The organism is Wenjunlia vitaminophila DSM 41686, from assembly GCF_000380165.1.
GTDB lineage: Bacteria > Actinomycetota > Actinomycetes > Streptomycetales > Streptomycetaceae > Wenjunlia > Wenjunlia vitaminophila.
The window spans coordinates 193328-211904 of the sequence record NZ_KB904680.1 but is presented as its reverse complement, the minus strand read 5'-3'; the positions used below and the strand labels follow the sequence as shown (position 1 = coordinate 211904).

10 protein-coding genes are annotated in these 18577 nt (G+C 74.8%); 5 read left to right on the top strand and 5 right to left on the bottom strand.

Annotation, left to right across the window (positions count from 1 at the left end; all coding sequences use genetic code 11):
- The first annotated feature begins 103 nt into the window (after nucleotides 1-103).
- Together A3IG_RS0117685 and A3IG_RS0117680 are read left to right on the top strand one after the other, a co-directional pair.
- Complete coding sequence (locus A3IG_RS0117685) at nucleotides 104-604, top strand: SigE family RNA polymerase sigma factor (protein ID WP_018384918.1); 501 nt, start codon at nucleotides 104-106, stop codon at nucleotides 602-604.
- 71 nt (nucleotides 605-675) lie between these two features.
- The gene (locus A3IG_RS0117680) at nucleotides 676-1551 is read left to right on the top strand and encodes a hypothetical protein (protein ID WP_018384917.1); all 876 of its coding nucleotides are present in this window, start codon (nucleotides 676-678) and stop codon (nucleotides 1549-1551) included.
- Between the two features lie 100 nt (nucleotides 1552-1651).
- Here A3IG_RS0117680 and A3IG_RS35275 read toward each other — a convergent pair whose 3' ends face one another.
- The 3 genes from A3IG_RS35275 to A3IG_RS0117665 all read right to left on the bottom strand — a co-directional run bounded on the left by A3IG_RS35275 (nucleotide 1652) and on the right by A3IG_RS0117665 (nucleotide 15425).
- A complete protein-coding gene (locus A3IG_RS35275) occupies nucleotides 1652-3037 on the bottom strand; it encodes a ricin-type beta-trefoil lectin domain protein (protein WP_051087540.1) in 1386 nt (461 codons plus the stop codon).
- A 120-nt stretch (nucleotides 3038-3157) separates the two neighbouring features.
- On the bottom strand, nucleotides 3158-14149 hold the full coding sequence (locus A3IG_RS30180) for a hybrid non-ribosomal peptide synthetase/type I polyketide synthase (protein ID WP_018384916.1): 10992 nt from the start codon (nucleotides 14147-14149) through the stop codon (nucleotides 3158-3160).
- A complete protein-coding gene (locus A3IG_RS0117665; protein WP_018384915.1) occupies nucleotides 14109-15425 on the bottom strand; it encodes an MFS transporter in 1317 nt (438 codons plus the stop codon). Before A3IG_RS0117665 ends, A3IG_RS30180 begins: the two co-directional genes overlap by 41 nt.
- 174 nt (nucleotides 15426-15599) lie before the next feature.
- Between A3IG_RS0117665 and A3IG_RS0117660 the strand changes: the two genes are divergently transcribed.
- Both A3IG_RS0117660 and A3IG_RS0117655 read left to right on the top strand, forming a co-directional pair.
- The gene (locus tag A3IG_RS0117660; protein ID WP_018384914.1) at nucleotides 15600-15980 is read left to right on the top strand and encodes a BlaI/MecI/CopY family transcriptional regulator; all 381 of its coding nucleotides are present in this window, start codon (nucleotides 15600-15602) and stop codon (nucleotides 15978-15980) included.
- 7 nt (nucleotides 15981-15987) lie between these two features.
- Nucleotides 15988-16920 (top strand): M56 family metallopeptidase, encoded by a 933-nt coding sequence (locus A3IG_RS0117655; RefSeq protein ID WP_018384913.1) that lies wholly within the window; start codon nucleotides 15988-15990, stop codon nucleotides 16918-16920.
- Between the two features lie 66 nt (nucleotides 16921-16986).
- Here A3IG_RS0117655 and A3IG_RS0117650 read toward each other — a convergent pair whose 3' ends face one another.
- Entirely contained in the window at nucleotides 16987-17442 is a 456-nt protein-coding gene (locus A3IG_RS0117650; RefSeq protein ID WP_018384912.1) for a tellurite resistance TerB family protein, read from the bottom strand.
- A 136-nt stretch (nucleotides 17443-17578) separates the two neighbouring features.
- On the opposite strand from A3IG_RS0117650, the gene A3IG_RS0117645 reads away from it, so the two are divergent.
- The gene (locus A3IG_RS0117645) at nucleotides 17579-17983 is read left to right on the top strand and encodes an MFS transporter (RefSeq protein WP_018384911.1); all 405 of its coding nucleotides are present in this window, start codon (nucleotides 17579-17581) and stop codon (nucleotides 17981-17983) included.
- Here the strand turns inward: A3IG_RS0117645 and A3IG_RS0117640 are convergent.
- The gene (locus A3IG_RS0117640) at nucleotides 17958-18548 is read right to left on the bottom strand and encodes a CGNR zinc finger domain-containing protein (RefSeq protein WP_018384910.1); all 591 of its coding nucleotides are present in this window, start codon (nucleotides 18546-18548) and stop codon (nucleotides 17958-17960) included. The two genes, A3IG_RS0117645 and A3IG_RS0117640, sit on opposite strands and share 26 nt — an antisense overlap.
- Nucleotides 18549-18577 lie beyond the last annotated feature (29 nt).

The window sequence follows — 18577 nt, the reverse complement described above, 5'->3', positions numbered from 1 at the left end:
GTGCGTGCGGGCCGGAAGTGATGTGACGTCGGGCGGCTCCCGGGGCGTCATGAAGGGTGCAGCCCCGTGTCATTTCGGTGGTGCGACACGACGAGGAAGGTCGATGGCAAAAGACGACGAGGACTTCATGGAGTTCGCCACGGCGCGCGGGGGGCCCCTGTTCAGGACGGCCTGGTTGCTGTGCGGGGACTGGCACCTGGCCGAGGACCTGGTGCAGACGGCGCTCGGCAAGCTGTACCGCTCGTGGCGGCGGGCCAGGCGGGCGGACAACCTGGATGCCTACGCACGCACGGTGCTGGTGCGCACCCACATCTCGTACGGGCGGCGGCGCAGCAACGGGGAACGGCCCTACGCGGCCCTGCCCGACCAGGTGGCGGAACAGGGGGACCAGGCCCTTCGGGTGGCCCTCCTGCAGGGCCTCGCCGAGCTGCCGGTCAAGGACCGCACGGTCCTCGTGCTCCGGTACTGGGAGGACCTCAGTGTCGAGGAGACCGCCCAGCAGATGGGGGTGTCGGCGGGTGCCGTCCGGACCCGTTCCCAGCGTGCCCTGCACAAGCTGCGCACGGTGCTCGGCGACGAGGCGCGGGCACTGGCCATGCCGTAGTCCGCCCCACGGAGCAAGAACGTTTCTTCATCGGCCACTCGTGGCCACACACGCGATTCTGGAGACCACACATGAGTGCAACGAACCCCGAGCAGCAGTCCGCTGCCGGTGCGCCGGAGGCCGAGCTCGTGGCCGTCCTGCGCGCCAGTGCGCAGGCCCTCCAGCCGCCGGTCGGTGACCTGGCGGCGAAGGGCCTGGCGCGCGGGCGGCGGATGCGGCACACCCGAAGGGCGGGCCTGGTGGGACTGACCGCCGCGGCGGTCGCCGGACTGGTCGTCGGAGCCGTGGCCGTGACGGGGGACACCGGATCGGAGCGGCCCGCCGCGGTCGGTGCCCCGCCGTCGCCCACCGCGCAGCAGGACCCGCCCACCCAGAGGGAGCTGACCAGCAGGGACCTGGAGCGTGTGGTCTCCGAGCTGCTGCCCCAGGGAGTGAGCGTCAACTGGGACAAGCCCACCCACGACGACAACGGCGCCAGCGCCCAGGGGGTGCTGACCGACGCCGAGGGCTCCGGACAGATCTACGTCATACTCGAGGACAGGGGCTCGGAGGTTTCCGACGCCACCTGCCCCGACATGACCGGCACCGCCGCCACCTGCGTGAACAGCGTGCTGGCCGATGGATCGACGCTCCGGCTCGAGAAGAACTGGGAGTACCCCGCCACCGCGTCCACCGCGGACGGCAAGGCCGGTGCCGAGGGTTCGGGTGCCCAGATCCACTCCGCCCACGTGTTCAGCGCCGACGGCACCAGCCTCTACCTCAGCTCCAGCGACACCAGCGCGGAGAAGGTCGACGACGCGACGCGTCCCGCCCCGGTGCTGTCCCTCGCCCAGGTCAAGGCCATCGTGAGCGACCCGGCCTGGCAGTCGCTCCCCGCGCCCGGTGCCCCCGACGGTGCCTGGGGCGCCCGTCCTGACGGTGCCTCGCAGGGCACCACCAGGAACTGACCCGACACGCCCGGACGCGCCCGCCCCCCGGTCAGCCCCGGCAACGGGTGACCGAGGGGCGGGCCGTGCGTACCGGCGTCGCGGTCCGGTCCCGGAGGCGTCAGGCGGGCAGGCGCCAGACCTGGTTGCTGTCGCCGTGACAGGACCAGATCTGTAGCCGCGCACCGTCAGCCGAGCTCCGGTCCGTCACGTCGAGGCACTTGCCCGACTGCGGGTTGCGCAGGGTGCCGTCGGCGTAGGCGACCCAGTTCTGCGCGCCCGTTCCGTTGCAGTCCCAGAGCTGGACCTTGGTCCCGTCGGCGGTCCCGCTCGACGTCACGTCCATGCACTTGCCGAACGCGCGCAGGGTCTGCCCGGACGTGGTCCACCGCTGCGCCGCGGTGCCGTTGCAGCCCCAGAGCTGGACGGCGGTCCCGTTGGCCGTGTTGGAGGAGGCGACGTCCACGCACTTGTTCGCCAGTCCCAGGATCGGACCGGTGCCCGGGCTGCTGCCGACCAGGTACTGGCTGTTCGCCACGTTCCAGTGGGTCGTCAGGTAACTGCCCGTCGGCGGGTTGGTGTTGAAGTAGTCGTCGCTGTGGCAGTCGACCTGGTTCTCCGGGGCGCCGGAGCACAGTTTCTGCAGGGCGCCGGGCGGGTTCGGGATGCCGCCGTCGTTGTAGCACATGATGTCCTCGTCGTCCCAGCAGTGCCCGTAGGCGGTGGCGTGCGGGGCGCTGCTGCGGACCGCGCCGAGGGTGTGCAGGACCTCGTGCGCGCTGGCCTGCCAGGTCCAGCAACCGGTGCCCATCGCGGCGTAGTGCGGCCCCCCGTTGTACGGGTTGTCCGCCCCGGGCCGGTCGTCGCCGCCGTTGCCGTAGGCGAGGCCACAGCCGCTGTTCTCGTAGTAGAAGAGGTACTTGCGGTCCGTCCTGTTGTAGCCGCGGGCCTTGATGGCGTTGGTGATGGAGTCCACGGTGGCCATGGACGACTGAGGTATGACAACGTTGTCTACGGTCGCGCGGCAGCCGCTGTCCGTCGCGAACCGCACATGTCGGGTGCTCCCGGTGCGCGCCGCCCCCTCCGCGACCGCGGCGTCGATCTGGTCCGCGAACGACTGGAACGTGCCCTTGAACTGCCCGTACCGGTCGGCCTGTCCGTCCCCCCGCACATAGAGGACCTGTACGCGCCTGCCGCTGGTGCCGTCGCCGTCGCAGACGGTCGCCGCCGCGGCGAAGGAGTTGGCCTCGGGGGCACGGCGGTCCGCCGCGGCGTACCCGAGGGCCTTGTTGCCGAGCACCCGTTCCAGGCCGTGGTCGTCAGCGAGTGGACTGCTGGGGGTCGTGGTCGTGCTCGCCGCGACGGCCGCGCCGTCCCGGGTGGTCGAGGGGGCGTCGGAGGCGTCGGCCACGGTCACCTGGAAGAGGGCCGCGACGGCGAGGGTGACACCGGTGGCGGCCAGCCGCCGGAGGGCTCTGCGGGGTCTTCTGGATCCGGAACTGGTCACAGGACCGCCTTTCGTGGGCAGCGGCCGTCCGCCCCCGGCAGGGCCGGAGGCGGGCGCCGATGGCGGAATGCTTGTCATGGTCCGGACCAATGAGCAGGGTAAGTCCGGGCTCCGCGGGTGTCACTCCCTCTCGCTCGACTCTCCGTGGACCCGCCCCCGACGGGCCTTGCGAGTGCTCGTCCCCCCGGACGCCCCGGCCGCGTCGCACAGGTACCCCAACGAACGCCCCGGGTCCCTCGTCGCCTCCAGGAGCAGGTCGGTGAAGGCCATGCCCCATGCCTCGACCGTCGTGCGCGCGAACAGGTCCGTGGAGTACTCGAAGTCGACGGCGATGGTGTCGTCGCCCGGCGTCAGGACGACGTACAGCTCGTTCCGCGCCACGCCCGACGTGGGGAGTCCCCGCACCGAGGCCGACACCGACCGCAGCCGCAACGCGGGCGGGGGAGTGGTGACCACGGTGAACAGCACGGTCGGGAACAGCGAGTCCGCGGACCCGGGGGAGACCAGCTCCACCACCTCGGTCAGCGGCAGTTCCTGGTGGTCCAGGACGGTGAAGAGGGTGGAGCCGAGCTGCGCCACCAGCTCGGCGAAGGTCCCCGCCCCGTCGAGCCGGGCGCGCAGGAGCACGGCGTCGCCCAACAGCCCGACCACGTCCGACCGCTCAGGCCGCAGCCGGTTGGCGCTCGACGCGGCCAGCACCACGTCGGGGGGCCCGCCGCACACCCCCGCCAGCCAGGTGGCGAACGCCGCGGCCAGCACGGTGTACGGGGTGGCGCCGAGGCGGTTGGCGGTGTCCACGACCCGGCGCGGCGCGTCACCGTCGAGGACCCAGGTGCACAGGTCACCCCGGCCGGACAGCGCCTCGGGGCGCGGCCCGTCGCAGGGCAGTGACGGGCGCAGCGGCACCCCGCGGAGTTCGGTGCGCCAGAACCGTTCGAGCTCCGCCCGGCGTTCACCGCTCATCCGGTGCTCGGCGCGGGCGCAGTCGGTGAACTGCACGGCGGGCCGGGGCAGCGGGTCGCCGTCGCCGCGGTCCTGGGCGTTGTAGAGCGCTTCGAGCTCACCCCACAGGACGCCCAGGGACCAGCCGTCACAGACCGCGTGGTGGAGGACGGTCACCAGCACCCAGCGGTCCGGTCCCAGCCGTGCCAGCCGGAAGCGGAACAGTGGTGCGTGGTCCATCCGGAACGCGTGGGACGCCTGGTCCCGGCACCACCGTTCGACGAACTCGTCGTCCCCGGCGCGTGCGGACAGGTCGGTGACCGGCAGGTCCACCGGCACCTCGGCCAGCACCTCGACCACGTACTGCTCCCCGCGCCGCGCGCACCTGCTGCGCAGCGCGTGGTGGCGCCCCACCAGCAGTTCCAGGGCGCGGGTGAGCCTCCGCGGGTCGAGGTCGCCGTGGAGGTCCACGCGGTGGGCGACGTTGTAGACGGCCGGGTCCGCGACCTGGTGGTGCCGGCGCCACAACCTGCGCAACGCCGAGGTCGTCGGAACGGTGTCCACCACCGGGGCCGTGGGCGCGGGCCGCTCGTAGCGGGCGGCGACGCCCCGGATCGTCGGACCGCGGAAGAAGTCGGCCATGGGCAGGGCCAGGTCCAGCTCCCCGGCCATCCGGTTCAGCAGCCGGATCGCGCTCAGGGAGTGGCCGCCCAGCTCGAAGAAGGACCGGTTCACCGGTATCCGGCGCAGCCCCAGTTCCCCGCACCACAGCTCATGCAGGGACTTCTCCAACGGTGTGACGGGGCCCGCGTCGGTGTCCGGTGCCGGTGACCCGTCGTCGGGTGCGGGCAGCCGTTCCCGGTCCAGCTTGCCGGAGGCGTTCACCGGCAGCCGTTCCAGGCTCACCCAGCGACGCGGCACCAGGGGGTCCGGGACCTCCGCCGCCAGCGCGGTGCGCAGGTCGCCGAGGTCGTCCAGGGGCGCGGCGGGGACCACGTAGGCGACGAGCTCCGCCTCGCCGTGCCGGTCGCGGCGGGCGACCACGGCGGCGTCGCGCACCCCGGGCAGCGCGGCCAACACCGCCTGCACCTCGGCGGGTTCGACCCGGTGTCCCCGCACCTTGACCTGGTCGTCGGCCCGCCCGCAGTACTGGAGCGTTCCGTCCGTCCGCCAGCGCCCGAGGTCCCCGGTGCGGTACACCACAGACCCCGAACCGTCGTCGAGGAACGCGGCGGCGGTCTCCCGGGGCCGGGCGTGGTAGCCGTGCGCCACCGGGACGCCGCCGATGTGGATCTCCCCCACGGCGCCCACCGGCACCGCACGCCCCGCGGCGTCGCGCAGCGTGATCCGCGCCCCGGGCACGGGGGTGCCGATCGGTGGCCACTCCTCGCCGCCCGGATCGACGCGGTGGGAGGTGACGATGACGGAGGCCTCCGTGGGCCCGTACTGGTTGAACAGGGCACAGCGCGGGTGGGCGGCGAGGAAACGACGGAACGCCCCGGTGAGCTGCAACGCCTCGCCCGCCGAGAACAGCTCGCGCAGGGACGGCATCCGGGGGTCCGTCTCCACCAGGTACTTCAGCGGTGTGCGGGGCATGAACACCCGCTCCACCCCGTGCCGCAGCACCGCCTCCACGACGGCGGCGGGGTCGTGCCGGACCCCGTCGTCGATGAGGACGAGCGCCGCCCCCGAGGCGAGCGTCGTGAAGATCTCCTGGACGCTGACGTCGAACGCGGGCGACGTCCACTGGAGGGTGCGCAGCGCCGGATGCCGTTCCAGGTGCCCACGGACCAGGTTGACCGGACCCCGGTGGGGCACCACCACGCCCTTGGGGTGTCCGGTGGAACCCGAGGTGTAGATGCAGTACGCGGGGTCGTCCGGCCCGGCACCGCCCCCCGGGGGGACCGCGGCGGCGGTGTCGTCCGCGTCCGCCACCCCGTCCACCAGGCACCCGGGCCGGCCGGCCAGCCCCGGGTGCCGGGCGAGCACCGCATGGCTGGTCAGCAGCAGGACCGGCGCGCCGTCGTCGAGGAGCGCGCCGAGCCGCGGCGTGGGCACCGACGGGTCCAGCGGCAGGTAGGCGGCCCCGCTCTTGAGCACCCCGAGCAGGGCGGTGACCAGGTCGGGGCCCCGGTCGAGCAGCACCGCGACCCGTTCGCCCGGCACCGCGCCGCGGGCCCGCAGCCGCCGCGCGAGATGGTCGGCGGCGACGTCCAACTCCCGGTAGCCGACCCGCCCGCCGTCGCTGACCAGGGCGGCGGCGTCCGGCGTCCGGCGTGCCTGCTCCTCGAACAGGCCGTGCAGGGTGCCCCCGGCCGGGGACGGCAGGTCCTGGCCGCCCAGGCGCGCCAGGGCCGAACGGTCGGCGTCGGTGACCGCGGTCAGCGCGGGCAGCGCGGCGGTGGGAGCGTCGAGGGCACGCCGCAGCACCTGCTCCACGTAGTCCACGAACCGGCGCACGGTGCCCTCGTCGAACAGGTCCGTGTCGTACTCGACCATGAACCGCACCCCGTCCGCGTGGTGCGTCAGGTAGACGCTCAGGTCGAACGGGGCGCGGGCGCTCGGCACGTCGAGGAGCGTGGCCGTCAGCCGCGGCGGGTCGAACTCCACCTCGCCTTCGTTCTCGTACTCCACCAGCACCTGGAAGAGCGGGTTGCGGCCGGGGACGCGCGTTGGGTTGACCGCGGCGACCAACTCGTCGAAGGGGACGGCCCGGTGCTCGAACGCCGCCGTGCTGGCCTCCCGGACGCGGTGCAGCAGCGTGGGGAAGTCCGGGTCGCCGGTGAGGTCCAGGCGCAGTGCCACGGTGTCGAGGAAGAGGCCGACCCGGTGCTCGGCACCCGCTGGTCTCGCGGCGACCGCGGTGCCGACGACCACGTCCTGCTGGCCGCTGAACCGGCCGAGGACCGCGCAGACGGCGCCGGTCAGGGCCATGAACGGGGTGGCGCGGTGGGCGGCGGCGAACGCCCGCAGCCTGCCGACGAGTTCGGCGTCGAGGGCGTGGGTGTGACTGGCGCCCGCGCCGGACCTGACCGCGGGGCGCGGCCGGTCGGTGGGGAGGGACAGCTCGGGGGCGCCGTCCAGCGCGCGCCGCCAGAACGCGAGGGACTCCGCGAGCGAGGCGGGGTCGGGTTCCTCGACCGGGGGCGGGTCGCCCAGCGACGGCAACGCGGGTTCGCCGTGCGGCCAGGCACGGTAGTGGGCGGCGAGGTCGCGCGCAAGCACCGCCGTGGAGGAGGAGTCGAAGACGATGTGGTGGACCAGCAGGAAGAGCAGGTGCCGGTTGGCCGACAGGCGCAGCAGGCGCGCCGAGACCAGCGGGCCGGTGCCCAGGTCGAAGATCCGCCGCCCCTCGGTCTCCAGGGCGCCGCGCAGCGCCTCCTCCTGCGACGCCCCGGTGTGGTCCTCGAGCGGGCACGCGAACGGTACGTCGTCCAGGACCTCCTGGTAGGGGACGCCGTCGAACTCCCGGAACACCGTGCGCAGCGACACGTGCCGGTCGACCACCCGCCGCAGCGCCCACCGCAGCGCCGCCACGTCGAGCGGCCCGTCCAGCCGGATGGCCTTCGGCTCGTGGTACGCGCTGGTGCCCGGGTGCAGCCGCTCCAGGAACCAGATGCGGCGCTGGGCCGGCGACAGCGGTGTCCGCCTCGGCTCCGGGACGGCCGGTGGGTCCGCGGCGCGCCCCGGCGCCTCGGACGGTTCCCGGGCCTCGGACGGTTCCCGGGCCGGGGACCGCTCGCGGGCCCCGGGGTGTTCCCGCTCCCCGGATTCCTGGCCGCGACGGACCCGGTCCAGCACCGGCAGGGCCGCGAGCACCTTCTCCGCCGGGACGCCGAAGTCCACGAAGCAGGCGACCTCGTCCGCGCCGGCCTCCACCAACCGGCGTACCGTCGCGGCGGCGTGGTCCGGGTCGCCGATGAGCGCGCGGGAGGCGCAGTAGCGCGCGTAGGCCCGCCCCAGCACGAACTCCACGTCCTCCTCGGGGGCGCCGTCCAGGTCCACCTCCAGGCCCAGGCTGTTGGTGACCTGGTCGAAGAGGGACAGCGAGGAGCGCAGGTAGGACACGAACGGCCGGTACGCCTCGGCCCGGGCCCGTTCCGCGTCGTCGTCGAGGTAGGTGTGCACGAGCACCACCACCCGGCCCGCCGCGGGGTCCAGGCCGTGCTCGGCACGGGTGCGCCGGTACAGCGCGACGTTCCGCGTGAGCTGCTCGACCGTCTGCGTCATCAGGTTGGTGACCACACCCAGGTCGTTGGCGGCGGCCCGGCGGTAGCTGTCCGGGTTGCCCACCACGGCTGCGAACATCGGCGGCTGCCGCTGCACGGGGCGCGGGTGCAGGTGGACCTCGACGGGCTGGCCGTCACCACCGTTCAGGGTGAGCGGCTGCCCCGACCAGAGCCGGCGCACGGTCGCCAACTGCTCGTACATCACCTCGTGGTGCCGGCCGAAGTGTTCGGGGGCCAACGCGAAGTCCGTGGCGTGCCAGCCGCTGGCGAAGCACAGGCCGGCCCGGCCGCCGGAGAGGTTGTCCACGACCGACCACTCCTCGGCGACCCGGACCGGGTGGTGCAGCGGCAGCACGACGGAGCCGGCGTGCAGCCGGATGCGGCTGGTCGTGGCCGCCAGGGCGGCGGCGAGCACCGACGGGTTGGGGAAGAGCGCGCCGAACGAGTTGAAGTGCCGCTCGGGGAACCACAGGGCGTGGAACCCGTGCCGGTCGGCGAACTCCGCGGCCCTCATGATGAGTGCGTACCTGTCGTGGCCCGCCTCCTGCGGGTAGTCACCGAAGAAGTACAGGCTGAGGTCGCAGCCGGCCGCAGGGGCCGCCACCGGGTCGAGCGGGGGAGCGGGCTCCGGGTGCGCCGGGGCCGCGGGCCGGGGCACCGGGACGGGAACCGCCGGGCGGGGGACGTCCGGCGCGGTGGCCCCGGGTGGGGCGGCCCGTGACGAGAGCAGGTCGAGCTGGCGGGAGATGACCCCGCTCACCTGCTCCACGAGTTGCTCCACCACTCCCAGTTGACGCCCGAACAGCTCGTGCAGCCCCGTGCCGCCATCGGCCGCCGGCTCGGCCGCCGGGGCCGCGGGGTGGGCGTCCCGGGATTCCGGTCCGTGCTGCGGTTCGCCGCCGCGCTCCACCGTCCCGCGCCCGGCCCGCACCGGCTCCCCCGCGGGGTCGGGGGCGGGCCCGTTCGGGTCACCGCCGCGCACCGCGAGGCGGGCGGCCAGCCTGCGCGGGGTGTCGGCGGTGGAGAACAGCTCCCGGACGGGGACGCGCACCCCGAACCGCCGCTCCAGCTCCGCGGTCATGCCCATCAGAGCGAGGGAGTCCGCGCCCAGCTCGAAGAACGAGCTGTCGGGACGGGTGTCCGCCACCGCGGTCCCGAGCTTGTCCGCGGTCAGTTCCAGGACCGTGTCCAGCAGGTGCTGCGGCACCGTATCCAGCGGTTCCCGGGGCGCCGTCTCCCGCTGCGCGTCCCGCTCCCCTTCCCGCCGTGGTCCTGGCGCGCGCTCCGACGGGGTGGCGGCCCTCGGGAGGGGGCCCGCGACCGGCTCGACGCGCCGCCGCCGCAGGGGGTACCCCGGCAGCGGGACCCTGCCGCCGCCCCGGACGATGGCACGCCACTCCAGCTCGGCGCCGCCGCGGTACAGCGATCCCAGTCCCTCCAGCAGCCCCCCCACCTGGTCGGCCCCCCGCGGCCCGCTGCCCTGCCCGCCCAGCCACCGACTCCCGGGGGCGCAGTGGCGGCCGATCCCGGCGAGGGTGTCCCCGGCTCCGACCTCCAGGAAGTCCGCGCAGCCCCGCCCCACCGCCGCGGCCACGGCCAGGTCGAAGCGGACGGGCCGCCGCGCCTGGCGGCAGAGGTGGTCCACGTCAACGGTCCAGCCCTCCGGGCGCAGCTCGCCGTCCGCGGCGGTCACCACGGGGACCTCCAACGGCCGGTACCGCACCCCTTCGGCGTACGCGCGGAAGGGGCCGAGCGCCGGTTCCATCGCCGCCGAGTGGAACGCCCGGTCCACCGGCAGCGCCCGCCACCGCAGCCCCTCCCGGTCCAGGAGGCGCGCCGCCTCCCGCAGTGCCTCCGGCGGACCGGAAAGGACCTGGGCGCGGGGCCCGTTGACCGCGGCCACGACCACGCCGGCGGCCCTGGCGACGCCCTCGGCCCGGTCCCGGTCGGCGCGCACGGCGAGCATGCCGCCCGGTGGGCAGTCGGAGTGCATCGCACGCCCCCGCCAGGCGGTGAGCCGCAGGCCGTCCTCCAGCGTCAGCGCCCCGGCCGCGCACAGCGCCGCGTACTCGCCGACGCTGTGCCCGAGGAGCAGCGCGGGGCGCACCCCCGCGGAGCGCAGGACCGCGGCCAGCGCCGACTGGTGTGCGAACAGGGCGGGCTGGGCGGTTTCCGTGGGCCAGGTGTCCGTTCCGGTGTCCGGGGACTCCTCCAGCAGGAGGGGGAGCAGGGTGCCGCCGAACTCGTCGGCGTAGACCTGCTCGCACCGCTCGAGGACCTTCCGGGCGGCGGGGAACGCGGCGTGGATGCCGCTGGCCATGCCGCGGCGGGCACTGCCCTGCCCGGGGAAGGCGAACGCCAGCGGGCCCAGCGGGCCGCGGACGGCGTGCTGCTCCAGGGCCCGGGCCAGCTCCCCGGCCGTCCGGCCGACCACCGCCGCCCGCACCGCGCGGTGCGGCCTGCCGAGCGCCATCGTGGCCGCCACGTCCGCCGCCGGGAGCTCGGGCCGCTGGCGCAGGTGGGCACGGAGCCGGTCCGTCCACTCGGCCAGCGCCTGCGCGTCGTTGGCCGACACCGGGACCAGCACGGGCGGCCCGGACACCGCCGCGGAGGGCCGGGACGGCGCCGGGGCCTCCTGGAGCACCACGTGGGCGTTGGTGCCGCCGACGCCGAGGGCGCTGACCCCGGCCCGCAGCGGCACGCCGTCCGGGGTCCGCCACGGCCGCAGCTCGCGGGCGAGCACCAGGGGCCCGCCGTCCAGGCGGAGTTCGGGACTGGGCCGGACCAGGTGCGGGGTCGGCACCAGGGTGCGGTGCCGGAGCATCAGCACCGTTTTGATCAGTCCGGCCATCCCGGCGCAGCTGTCGAGGTGCCCGATGTTCGGCTTCACCGAGCCGACCGTGCAGAACCCGGTGCGCCGCGTGCCCTCGCCGAGGGCCCGGCCCAGCGCCTCGAGCTCCACCGGGTCGCCCAGGCGGGTGCCGGTGCCGTGCGCCTCCACGTACGAGATGGTCTCCGCGGGCACCCCCGCCCTGCGGATCGCCTCGCGCACCACCTCGACCTGCCCGGTGACGCCGGGCGCGCTGAACCCGACCTTGCCCGCGCCGTCGTTGTTGACCGCGGAACCCAGGAGCACCGCGTGCACCGTGTCCCCGTCGGCCAGCGCCCGGTCCAGGCGTTTGAGCAGGACGGCGGCCACCCCGTTGCCGCCCACGGTCCCGTCGGCCTCCGCGTCGAACGCCCGGCAGCGCCCGGTGGGGGACAGCACGGACCCCGGCTGACTGCGGTACCCGGTCTCCTGCGGGACGTGCACGGCCGCGGCACCCGCGAGTGCCAGGTCCGCGTCACCGCTCAGCAGGGCCTGGGCCGCGAGGTGCACGGCGACCAGCGAGGTGGAGCAGGCCGTCTGCACGCCGACGGCCGGGCCGGTGAGTCCGAGCCGGTAGGCCACGCGGGACGCCAGGAAGTCCGGCTGCTGCCCGATGGCCGCCTGCATGCCCTCGGCGGGGTCGGCCGCGCCGCCGTGGGTGCCGGCCGGGTGGGGGTGCTGGTGGTCGTAGAGGTTCATGCCGCAGCCGGCGAACACCCCGACCCTGGTTCCGGGTTCGCTGGCCGCGTACCCGCCGTCCTCGAGGGCCTCGTGGCAGCACTCGAGGAACAACCGGTGCGCGGGGTGGGTGAGTGCGGCTTCCCTGGGGCTGATGCCGAAGAACTCCGCGTCGAACTCCTCGACGCCGTCGAGGACGCCGGCGACGGGCACCAGGTCGGGTGCGGTGCGCTGCCGCGGTGTCAGGCCCGCCGCCGCGAGGTCCCGCTCGTCGAGGACCCGGACGCTGTCCACGCCGTCCCGCAGGTTGGCCCAGAACCGCTCCACCGAGTTGGCGCCGGGGAAACGCAACGACAACCCGACGACCGCGATCCGCCGGTCGGCCCGGTCGGGGCTCCCGGCCGGCTCCGTGGCCCCGTGCCCCTGGGCCGTCCCGGGGACGCCGGCCAGGTGCGCGGCGAGGGCGGCGGCCGTGGGGTGCTCGAAGAGCGCGGTCTGCGGGACCGGCGTCGCGAACCGCCGCTCGAGGCGGGCCCGCAGCCGCACCAGGAGGGGGGAGGTGAGGCCGAGTTCGTAGAACGGCACGTGGGCGCCCACCGGGCGGCCGAGCACGGCCGCCACCTCGTCCCGCACCCCCTGCGCCACGTCGGTGGGGTCCGTGGTGTCCGGCGCGGCGGGACCGCTCCCCGGGCCGCCGCCGAGCAGGCGCTCGCGGAGTTCGGCGCGGCGCACCTTCCCCGCGGGGGTCCTCGGGAACTCGCCCGGGGGGACGGGCAGCACGTGGGCGGCGGTGAGGCGGAGCCGGGTGAACAGCGCGGCCCGCACCTCCCGGGCGATCCTGGCGTCCTCCTCCGGGCCGCGGCTCACGAAGAACACGGCCAGTTCCTCGGTGCCGCTGTCGGGCCGGGGAACGCCGCAGGCGGCCACCTCTCCCGCGCGGGTCCCGGCGACGGCGGTCGCGGCCTCCTCGACCTCGTGGCAGTAGACGTTGTGCCCGTTGAGGACGATCACGTCCTTGCGCCTGCCGGTGATCACCACCTGGTCGCCGTCGAGGAAGGCCAGGTCGCCGGTGTCCAGCCAGTGGTGACCCGTGGGGTACGCCGCCGCGTCCGCGTCGGGGTCGTTGACGTAGCCGGGCGTCAGGCGGGTGGGGGAGTGCACCTGGAGCCGGCCGACCCGGCCGCCGGGCACCGGCTCCCCCGCGTCGTCCACCACGCGCAGGACGACGCCGTGTGCGGGAGATCCCGCCGCGACGAAGGTGACGCACGCGCTCTCCGGTGTGTTCGCGTCGGCGCGCAGCAGGTCCCCGCCCAGGCTGTCCTTCAGGAGGCGGTGGACGGTGCCGGGCCGGTCCAGCCGTCCGTAGGTGATGGCGGTGACCGTCTCCGCCATCCCCCACGCCGGGACGATGTGCCCCTCACGGACGCCGGACCCGGCCGTTGCCCGCAGGAAGCGGCGCAGCACCGGGAGGGCGATCTGCTCGCCCCCGCACAGCAGGGACTTCAGGCCGCTGAGGTCCCAGTGCGCGTCGGGCTCCTCGGCGACCGCGTCCGCGACGAGCTGGTAGGCGAAGGTCGGCGCCCAACTGTGTTGCGCGCGGTGCCGCTCGAGGAGGTCGAGCCAGCGCCGCGGCTCGGCCAGGACCCGTTCGGTCGGCGCGTGGACGTTGGTGCATCCCGTGAAGACCGCCAGCAGGTGGTACAGCAGGAAGGCGCCGCTGTGATCGACGGGGAGCCAGTTCACCATGGTGTCGCCCGGGCGCACGTCCAGGATGCGCCGGGTGCTCGCGGCGAAGTCCGCGAGGCCGGCGTGGGTGATCCGGGCGGCCTTGGGGACACCGGTGCTGCCGGAGGAGAGCATGAGCAGCGCGGTGTCGGACCCGTCGGGCTCGGTGTGGTCCTGCGCGGGCGAGTCGGCCACGCAGTCCCGTGCGAGCGCGTACCGCACCCGTGGGCCGGCTCCGGCCAGGGCCGCCGCGTCGGCGGCGTCACCCAGGACCAGCGGCCGGTCGAGCAACGCGCAGGTGTGCAGCAGGCGTTCCAGCGCCGGGGAGCCGGGAACCGGGTGCTCCGCGATGGCCACCGGGCGGACGCCGCCGAGGACGCAGGCCCAGAAGGCGGGGAAGAACTCGTCGAGACCGAGCCCGCACAGCACCACCGTGTCACCCGCGCGCACCTCGCGCTGCCGGAGCCCCGTGAGCAGCCGTCGGGCACGCTCCAGCAGCTCGGGGTACCGCTGTTGGGTCACGGAACCGTCCGGGGCGACGGTGGTGACGGCGGCGTCGGGGGCCGAGCCCGCGGCCCGCAGCAGCGCCCGCACCGCGTTGGGCGGGTCGTCCTCGGTGCGGTCCGGCTCAGGCCCCCGGCACAGTGCCTGCCCCTGGACGCGTTCCATGTGACTCCTCTCCCTCGTCTGCGCTCGTGGACGAACGGGGCGGCGCCGTGCCCCCGCTGACGGTGGTCAGGGCCAGCAGGACCAGCGCCCCGCACACCGCGACTCCGTGGAAGGCACCCACCACGACCAGGGCGGGCAGTGCCTCCAGGGCCGCCGCCGCGCTCACCGTTCCCACGGTGAACCCGGAGGTCTCCGCCGTGGCGGACAGCCCGAACAGGCGGCTGCGCTGCCGGTCGGGGGTGGCCTGGAGGCGCGAGGTGTAGACGATCTCCGTGCAGCCGTCCGCGAACCCGGCGGACACCGACGCCAGCACCAGCGCCACGGCCGGCAGCCCGGTGAACGCCAGGACGAAGGAGATCGACATCGCGCAGGTGCCGACCGCGAACGCCCGCGCTCCCCACGCCGACGAGTCCGTCCGGCGCCTGAGGACCTGTTGGGCGAGGAACGTGCCCACCGCCCACGCCGCCCAGAACTGGGTCATGAACACCGCGGGGTCGGTGGAACCGTTGGAGTCCGCGACCACGGGCAGGGCGACGTTGTGCGAGGAGGAGGCGAGGGCGTCCAGGGCCCTCAGCGCGATCATCCCCGCCAGGAGGGCGGGAACGCCCAGTGCTGCGAGCCCCGGGCGCCCGCCCGCGGCCGGGCGGGACGACGCCCCCGCGCCCTGCTCCGCCGACGGGCCGGGGACCTCGCCCCCGGCGGCCCCCCGGTCGTCGGTGCGCGGGCGCAGCACCAGCAGCGCCGCGGCGGACACCGCGAAGCTCGCCGCGTTCACGGCGAACGCGGTGGCGTAGCCCCCGAAGCCGATGACGGGCGCGGCCGAGGCGAAGCCGAGCACCGTGGCCCAGGACCGGGCCGCGACCAGCAGCCCGTTCGCCCGGGCACGGGCCTCCTGGCCGACCATGACCGGGACCGCGCTGCGCAGGGAGACGTTGAAGAGCGTGTTCCCCGCGCCCATGACCACCACCGCGCAGCCCAACAGCCACGGGGGCGTGTGCGACGCGGTCATGGCCAGCACGGCCATCGCGGTGACCTGTGCGACGTCCGTGCAGACCATCACGGTCCTGCGGGTGGCCCTGGCCAACAGGCCCCCGGCCACGAGACCCGCGAGGAACCCGGAGAAGAGGCGTAACGCCATCACCGCGCCGACCCCGAACGCGGTGCCGGCGACCTCGTAGGAGAACAGGCTCAGCGCGATCAGGTTGAGGTAGTTGCCGTAGCTGGACACGGCGTGCGCGGCCACGAGGGCGCGGAACCGCCGGTCCACACCCCCCACCGCGGTCCCCTCTCCGCACGCGAGCTCGATCGACGGCTGCGAGTTCGGTGATGGTACCCGCGGTGGGGGCCGGCGACCTGTAGCCGGAGAAGCGTTTCCCTCGAGGGCGCTGGCTACGATGTGTCGCCCGGTGGCGGACGGGGACGAACGGGATGACGGGTGGGAGGAGACGGCGTGGGGGACGCGGGTCGCCCGCGGCGGCGCGGGCAGGGCGAGTTGGAGGCCGAGGTACTGGCGGTGCTGAGGGGGGCACCGGGAGCGGTGGGTGCCGCGTGGGTGCGGGAGAGGCTGGCGGGTTCCCCCGCCTACACCACGGTGGTCACGATCCTGACCCGACTGCTGGCCAAGGGCGCGGTGACGCGCCGGAAGGCGGGGCGGTCGTTCGTGTGGACGGCGGCGGACGGGGCGGGTGTCGCGGCGTTGCGGATGCGCCGGGTGTTGGACGGGGAGAGCGACCGGGGCGCGGTGCTGGCGCGGTTCGTGACGGCGTTGCGACCGGACGACGAGCAGGTGCTGCGGGACTTGCTGGAGCGGGCGAAGGAGCCGGGGGACTGACACGACCATGGGCGTCTTGGTCTTCCTACCGCTGGTGTTGCCGTTGACGACGTGGCCCGTGGCGCGGCGTGCGGAGCAGCGGCTGCACCCGCGGATCGCGACGTGGCTGCTCTCGGTGTCCGCGGGGGTGTTGGCCGTGTGCAGCACGGTGTGTCTGGCCCTGGTGATGGTGGTGGGAACGGCGCAGTTGCCCGGCAACCCGCTGCCGGACGGCTGGTCGGACCCGGAGGTGCGGCAGGCGGTCCCCTGTGACCAGGTCGCCGGGAGGGCGGCGATACCGGCGCTCGTCGCCGTGTTGGTGGCGTGCGGTCGTGTGGTGTGGCAGCACCGCAGGGTCCGGCGCAGGGCCGAGCAGGCCCTGGTGGGGCTGCCGGGGACCGGGTCGGTGGCGGTGCTCCGGGATGACGTGCCGTACGCCTATGCCCTGCCGGGGCGGCGGGGCCGGGTGGTGGTGTCAAGGGGGATGCTGTCGCGCCTGGAACGGGCGGAGCGGCGTGCCCTGTTCGCGCACGAGCGGGCACACCTGGCGTCGAGCCACCACCGGTTCCTCCTGGTGGTGGGTGTGGCGGCCCGGGCGAACCCGTTCCTGGTGCCGGTGCGGACCGCGGTGGCGTACAGCGTCGAGCGGTGGGCGGACGAGGAGGCGGCGGCCGTGGTCGGCAGCCGGCGGGTGGTGGCGCGGGCGATCGGCAGGGCGGCGCTGGTGTCGCGGGGCGCCCCGGCCGGGACGCTGGCCGCGTTCTCCGCGCCTGGACCGGTGCCGCGCCGGGTGGCGGCGCTGCTGGCTCCGGCCCCTGCCGCGGGCGGCTGGTCGTCGGTCCTCACCGCGGTGGGACCGGCCACCTGGACCGCCGCGGTGGGCACGGCTGTCTCGGCACTGGCTTCGGTCAACTCCGCGGTCACGTTGTTCCTGGTGCTGAAGGCGGCCACCCCGCTGTGATCCCGCCCGGAACACCGGCGTCGCCCGGGGCCACGCGTGCTCGCGGGGGCGACGCCGGTCGCGGTCCTACAGGTCGAACTCGTGGGGAGGCAGGTCCAGGGCGTAGCAGGCTTCGCGGACCACGGCCTGCTCGCTGGCGTCGAAGGTGCCGTCGGCGCCGCCGATGACGATGCCGATCTGGATGACGGCGCGCGCCTCCGCCGGCTTCTTCTTGGCCTTGGCGATCTCCTGGAGCACGCTGACCTTGCCGACCTGGAAGTCGGCGGTCAACGTGGCCAGGTTCGCGTCGAAGCGCCGTTGCAGGTCGTCGGCCGGGAAGTTGCGCAGCACGTCGTTGCCGATGATGAGCTGGGTGACCCGCTGGCGTTCTGACGGCTCGACGACGCCGTCGGCAGCGGCGACCAGCGCGCACATCGCCATGCTGGCGTCCCGGAAGGCACCGCTCTTCAGGTCGTTCTTCTTCGCCTCCAGTTGGGTCTGGAAGGACTGGACGGATTCCTTGACGCGGCTCCACAAGGCCATGAACGCTCCCGGTCTCGGCGGGGACGGGCTGTGTGCGGGTGCCCGGCCCCACACCTCACTTCTACAACAGTGTAGAAGTTAGCAGGTGTTCGGCTCTTCTTCCGGCGGGACCCGCGTCGCGTGCCCGTGCCCGGCCGTGGCGGGGGAGCGACGCGCTGTTCACCGCGGGGTCCCGCCCGGTGGGCTGGCCCTCGCCCTGGTCGGCCCGGTGCACTCGGGGTCGGTCGCGGTGCTCCTCGGGGTCGTCACCGGGCTGTTCCTGCTCGGCTGGGGCATCGGGATCACCTGGCCCCACCTGCTGACCCGCGTCCTGCGCCTGGTGCCGGAGGAGGAGCAGAGCCTCGCAGGATCGTCGGTCACCACCATCCGGCTCACCGCCACGGCGTTCGGCTCGGCCGTGGCCGGGATGCTCGCCAACACGGTCGGGTTCTCCGACGGGTCCGGGGTCGGCGGCACCCAGTCCGCCGCCCGCTGGCTGTTCGCCGTCTTCACCCCGGCCCCGCTGGCCGCGCTGGTCACCTCCCGGCACGCCCGTCGCTGACCTCCCGGGTGCCCACACCGGAACGGCGGTGGGCCGCGACCCGTTCCCGGGTCGCGCACCGCCGCGAGCAGTAGCGGCGCGCCGGGCCGCCGCCCCGGGTGACGAAGACGTCGGAGCACCGGGGCGACGCGCACAGGGCCCCGGGAGGGCGTTGGCCCTCCCACAGCAGCACGGTCAGCGCCATGCAGGACGAGGCGAGGAACCACTCGCTCCAGGGGGCGTCGTCGTCACTGTCCAGGTGCGGGTGCCACGGGGTGCCGCCGCCGTGCGAGGTGAGGCGGAGCGGACCGGTGTGCTCCAGCAGGAGACGGTTCAGGGCCTCCGCGGCGCGGTCCACGTGGTCCGCGGCGAACACCTCCCGCAGCAGCACGGCGGCAGCGCGCATCGCCGCCACGTCGTCCGGGGAGAGCTCGACGGGCGCGCGCTCGCCGTACGCGGTCAGCACCTCGGCCACCGCGTCGGGTCGGGGTGGGTCGGGCGTCAGCACGTTGACCAGGGCCGCGGCGCGCCTGGCGTTGGTCAGTACGGAGTGGCGGGTGGACCAGTCGTCGTCGGGGGAGTGCATGGAACGAATGTAACGCTTGTTGCTGAATT

Excerpts from the sequence above, each read along its gene's own strand:
- A3IG_RS0117685 (WP_018384918.1), top strand. The coding sequence starts at position 104 with ATGGCAAAAGACGACGAGGACTTCATGGAGTTCGCCACGGCGCGCGGG.
- A3IG_RS0117680 (WP_018384917.1), top strand. The coding sequence starts at position 676 with ATGAGTGCAACGAACCCCGAGCAGCAGTCCGCTGCCGGTGCGCCGGAG.
- A3IG_RS30180 (WP_018384916.1), bottom strand. The coding sequence starts at position 14,149 with ATGGAACGCGTCCAGGGGCAGGCACTGTGCCGGGGGCCTGAGCCGGAC.
- A3IG_RS0117655 (WP_018384913.1), top strand. The coding sequence starts at position 15,988 with ATGGGCGTCTTGGTCTTCCTACCGCTGGTGTTGCCGTTGACGACGTGG.
- A3IG_RS0117650 (WP_018384912.1), bottom strand. The coding sequence starts at position 17,442 with ATGGCCTTGTGGAGCCGCGTCAAGGAATCCGTCCAGTCCTTCCAGACC.
- A3IG_RS0117640 (WP_018384910.1), bottom strand. The coding sequence starts at position 18,548 with ATGCACTCCCCCGACGACGACTGGTCCACCCGCCACTCCGTACTGACC.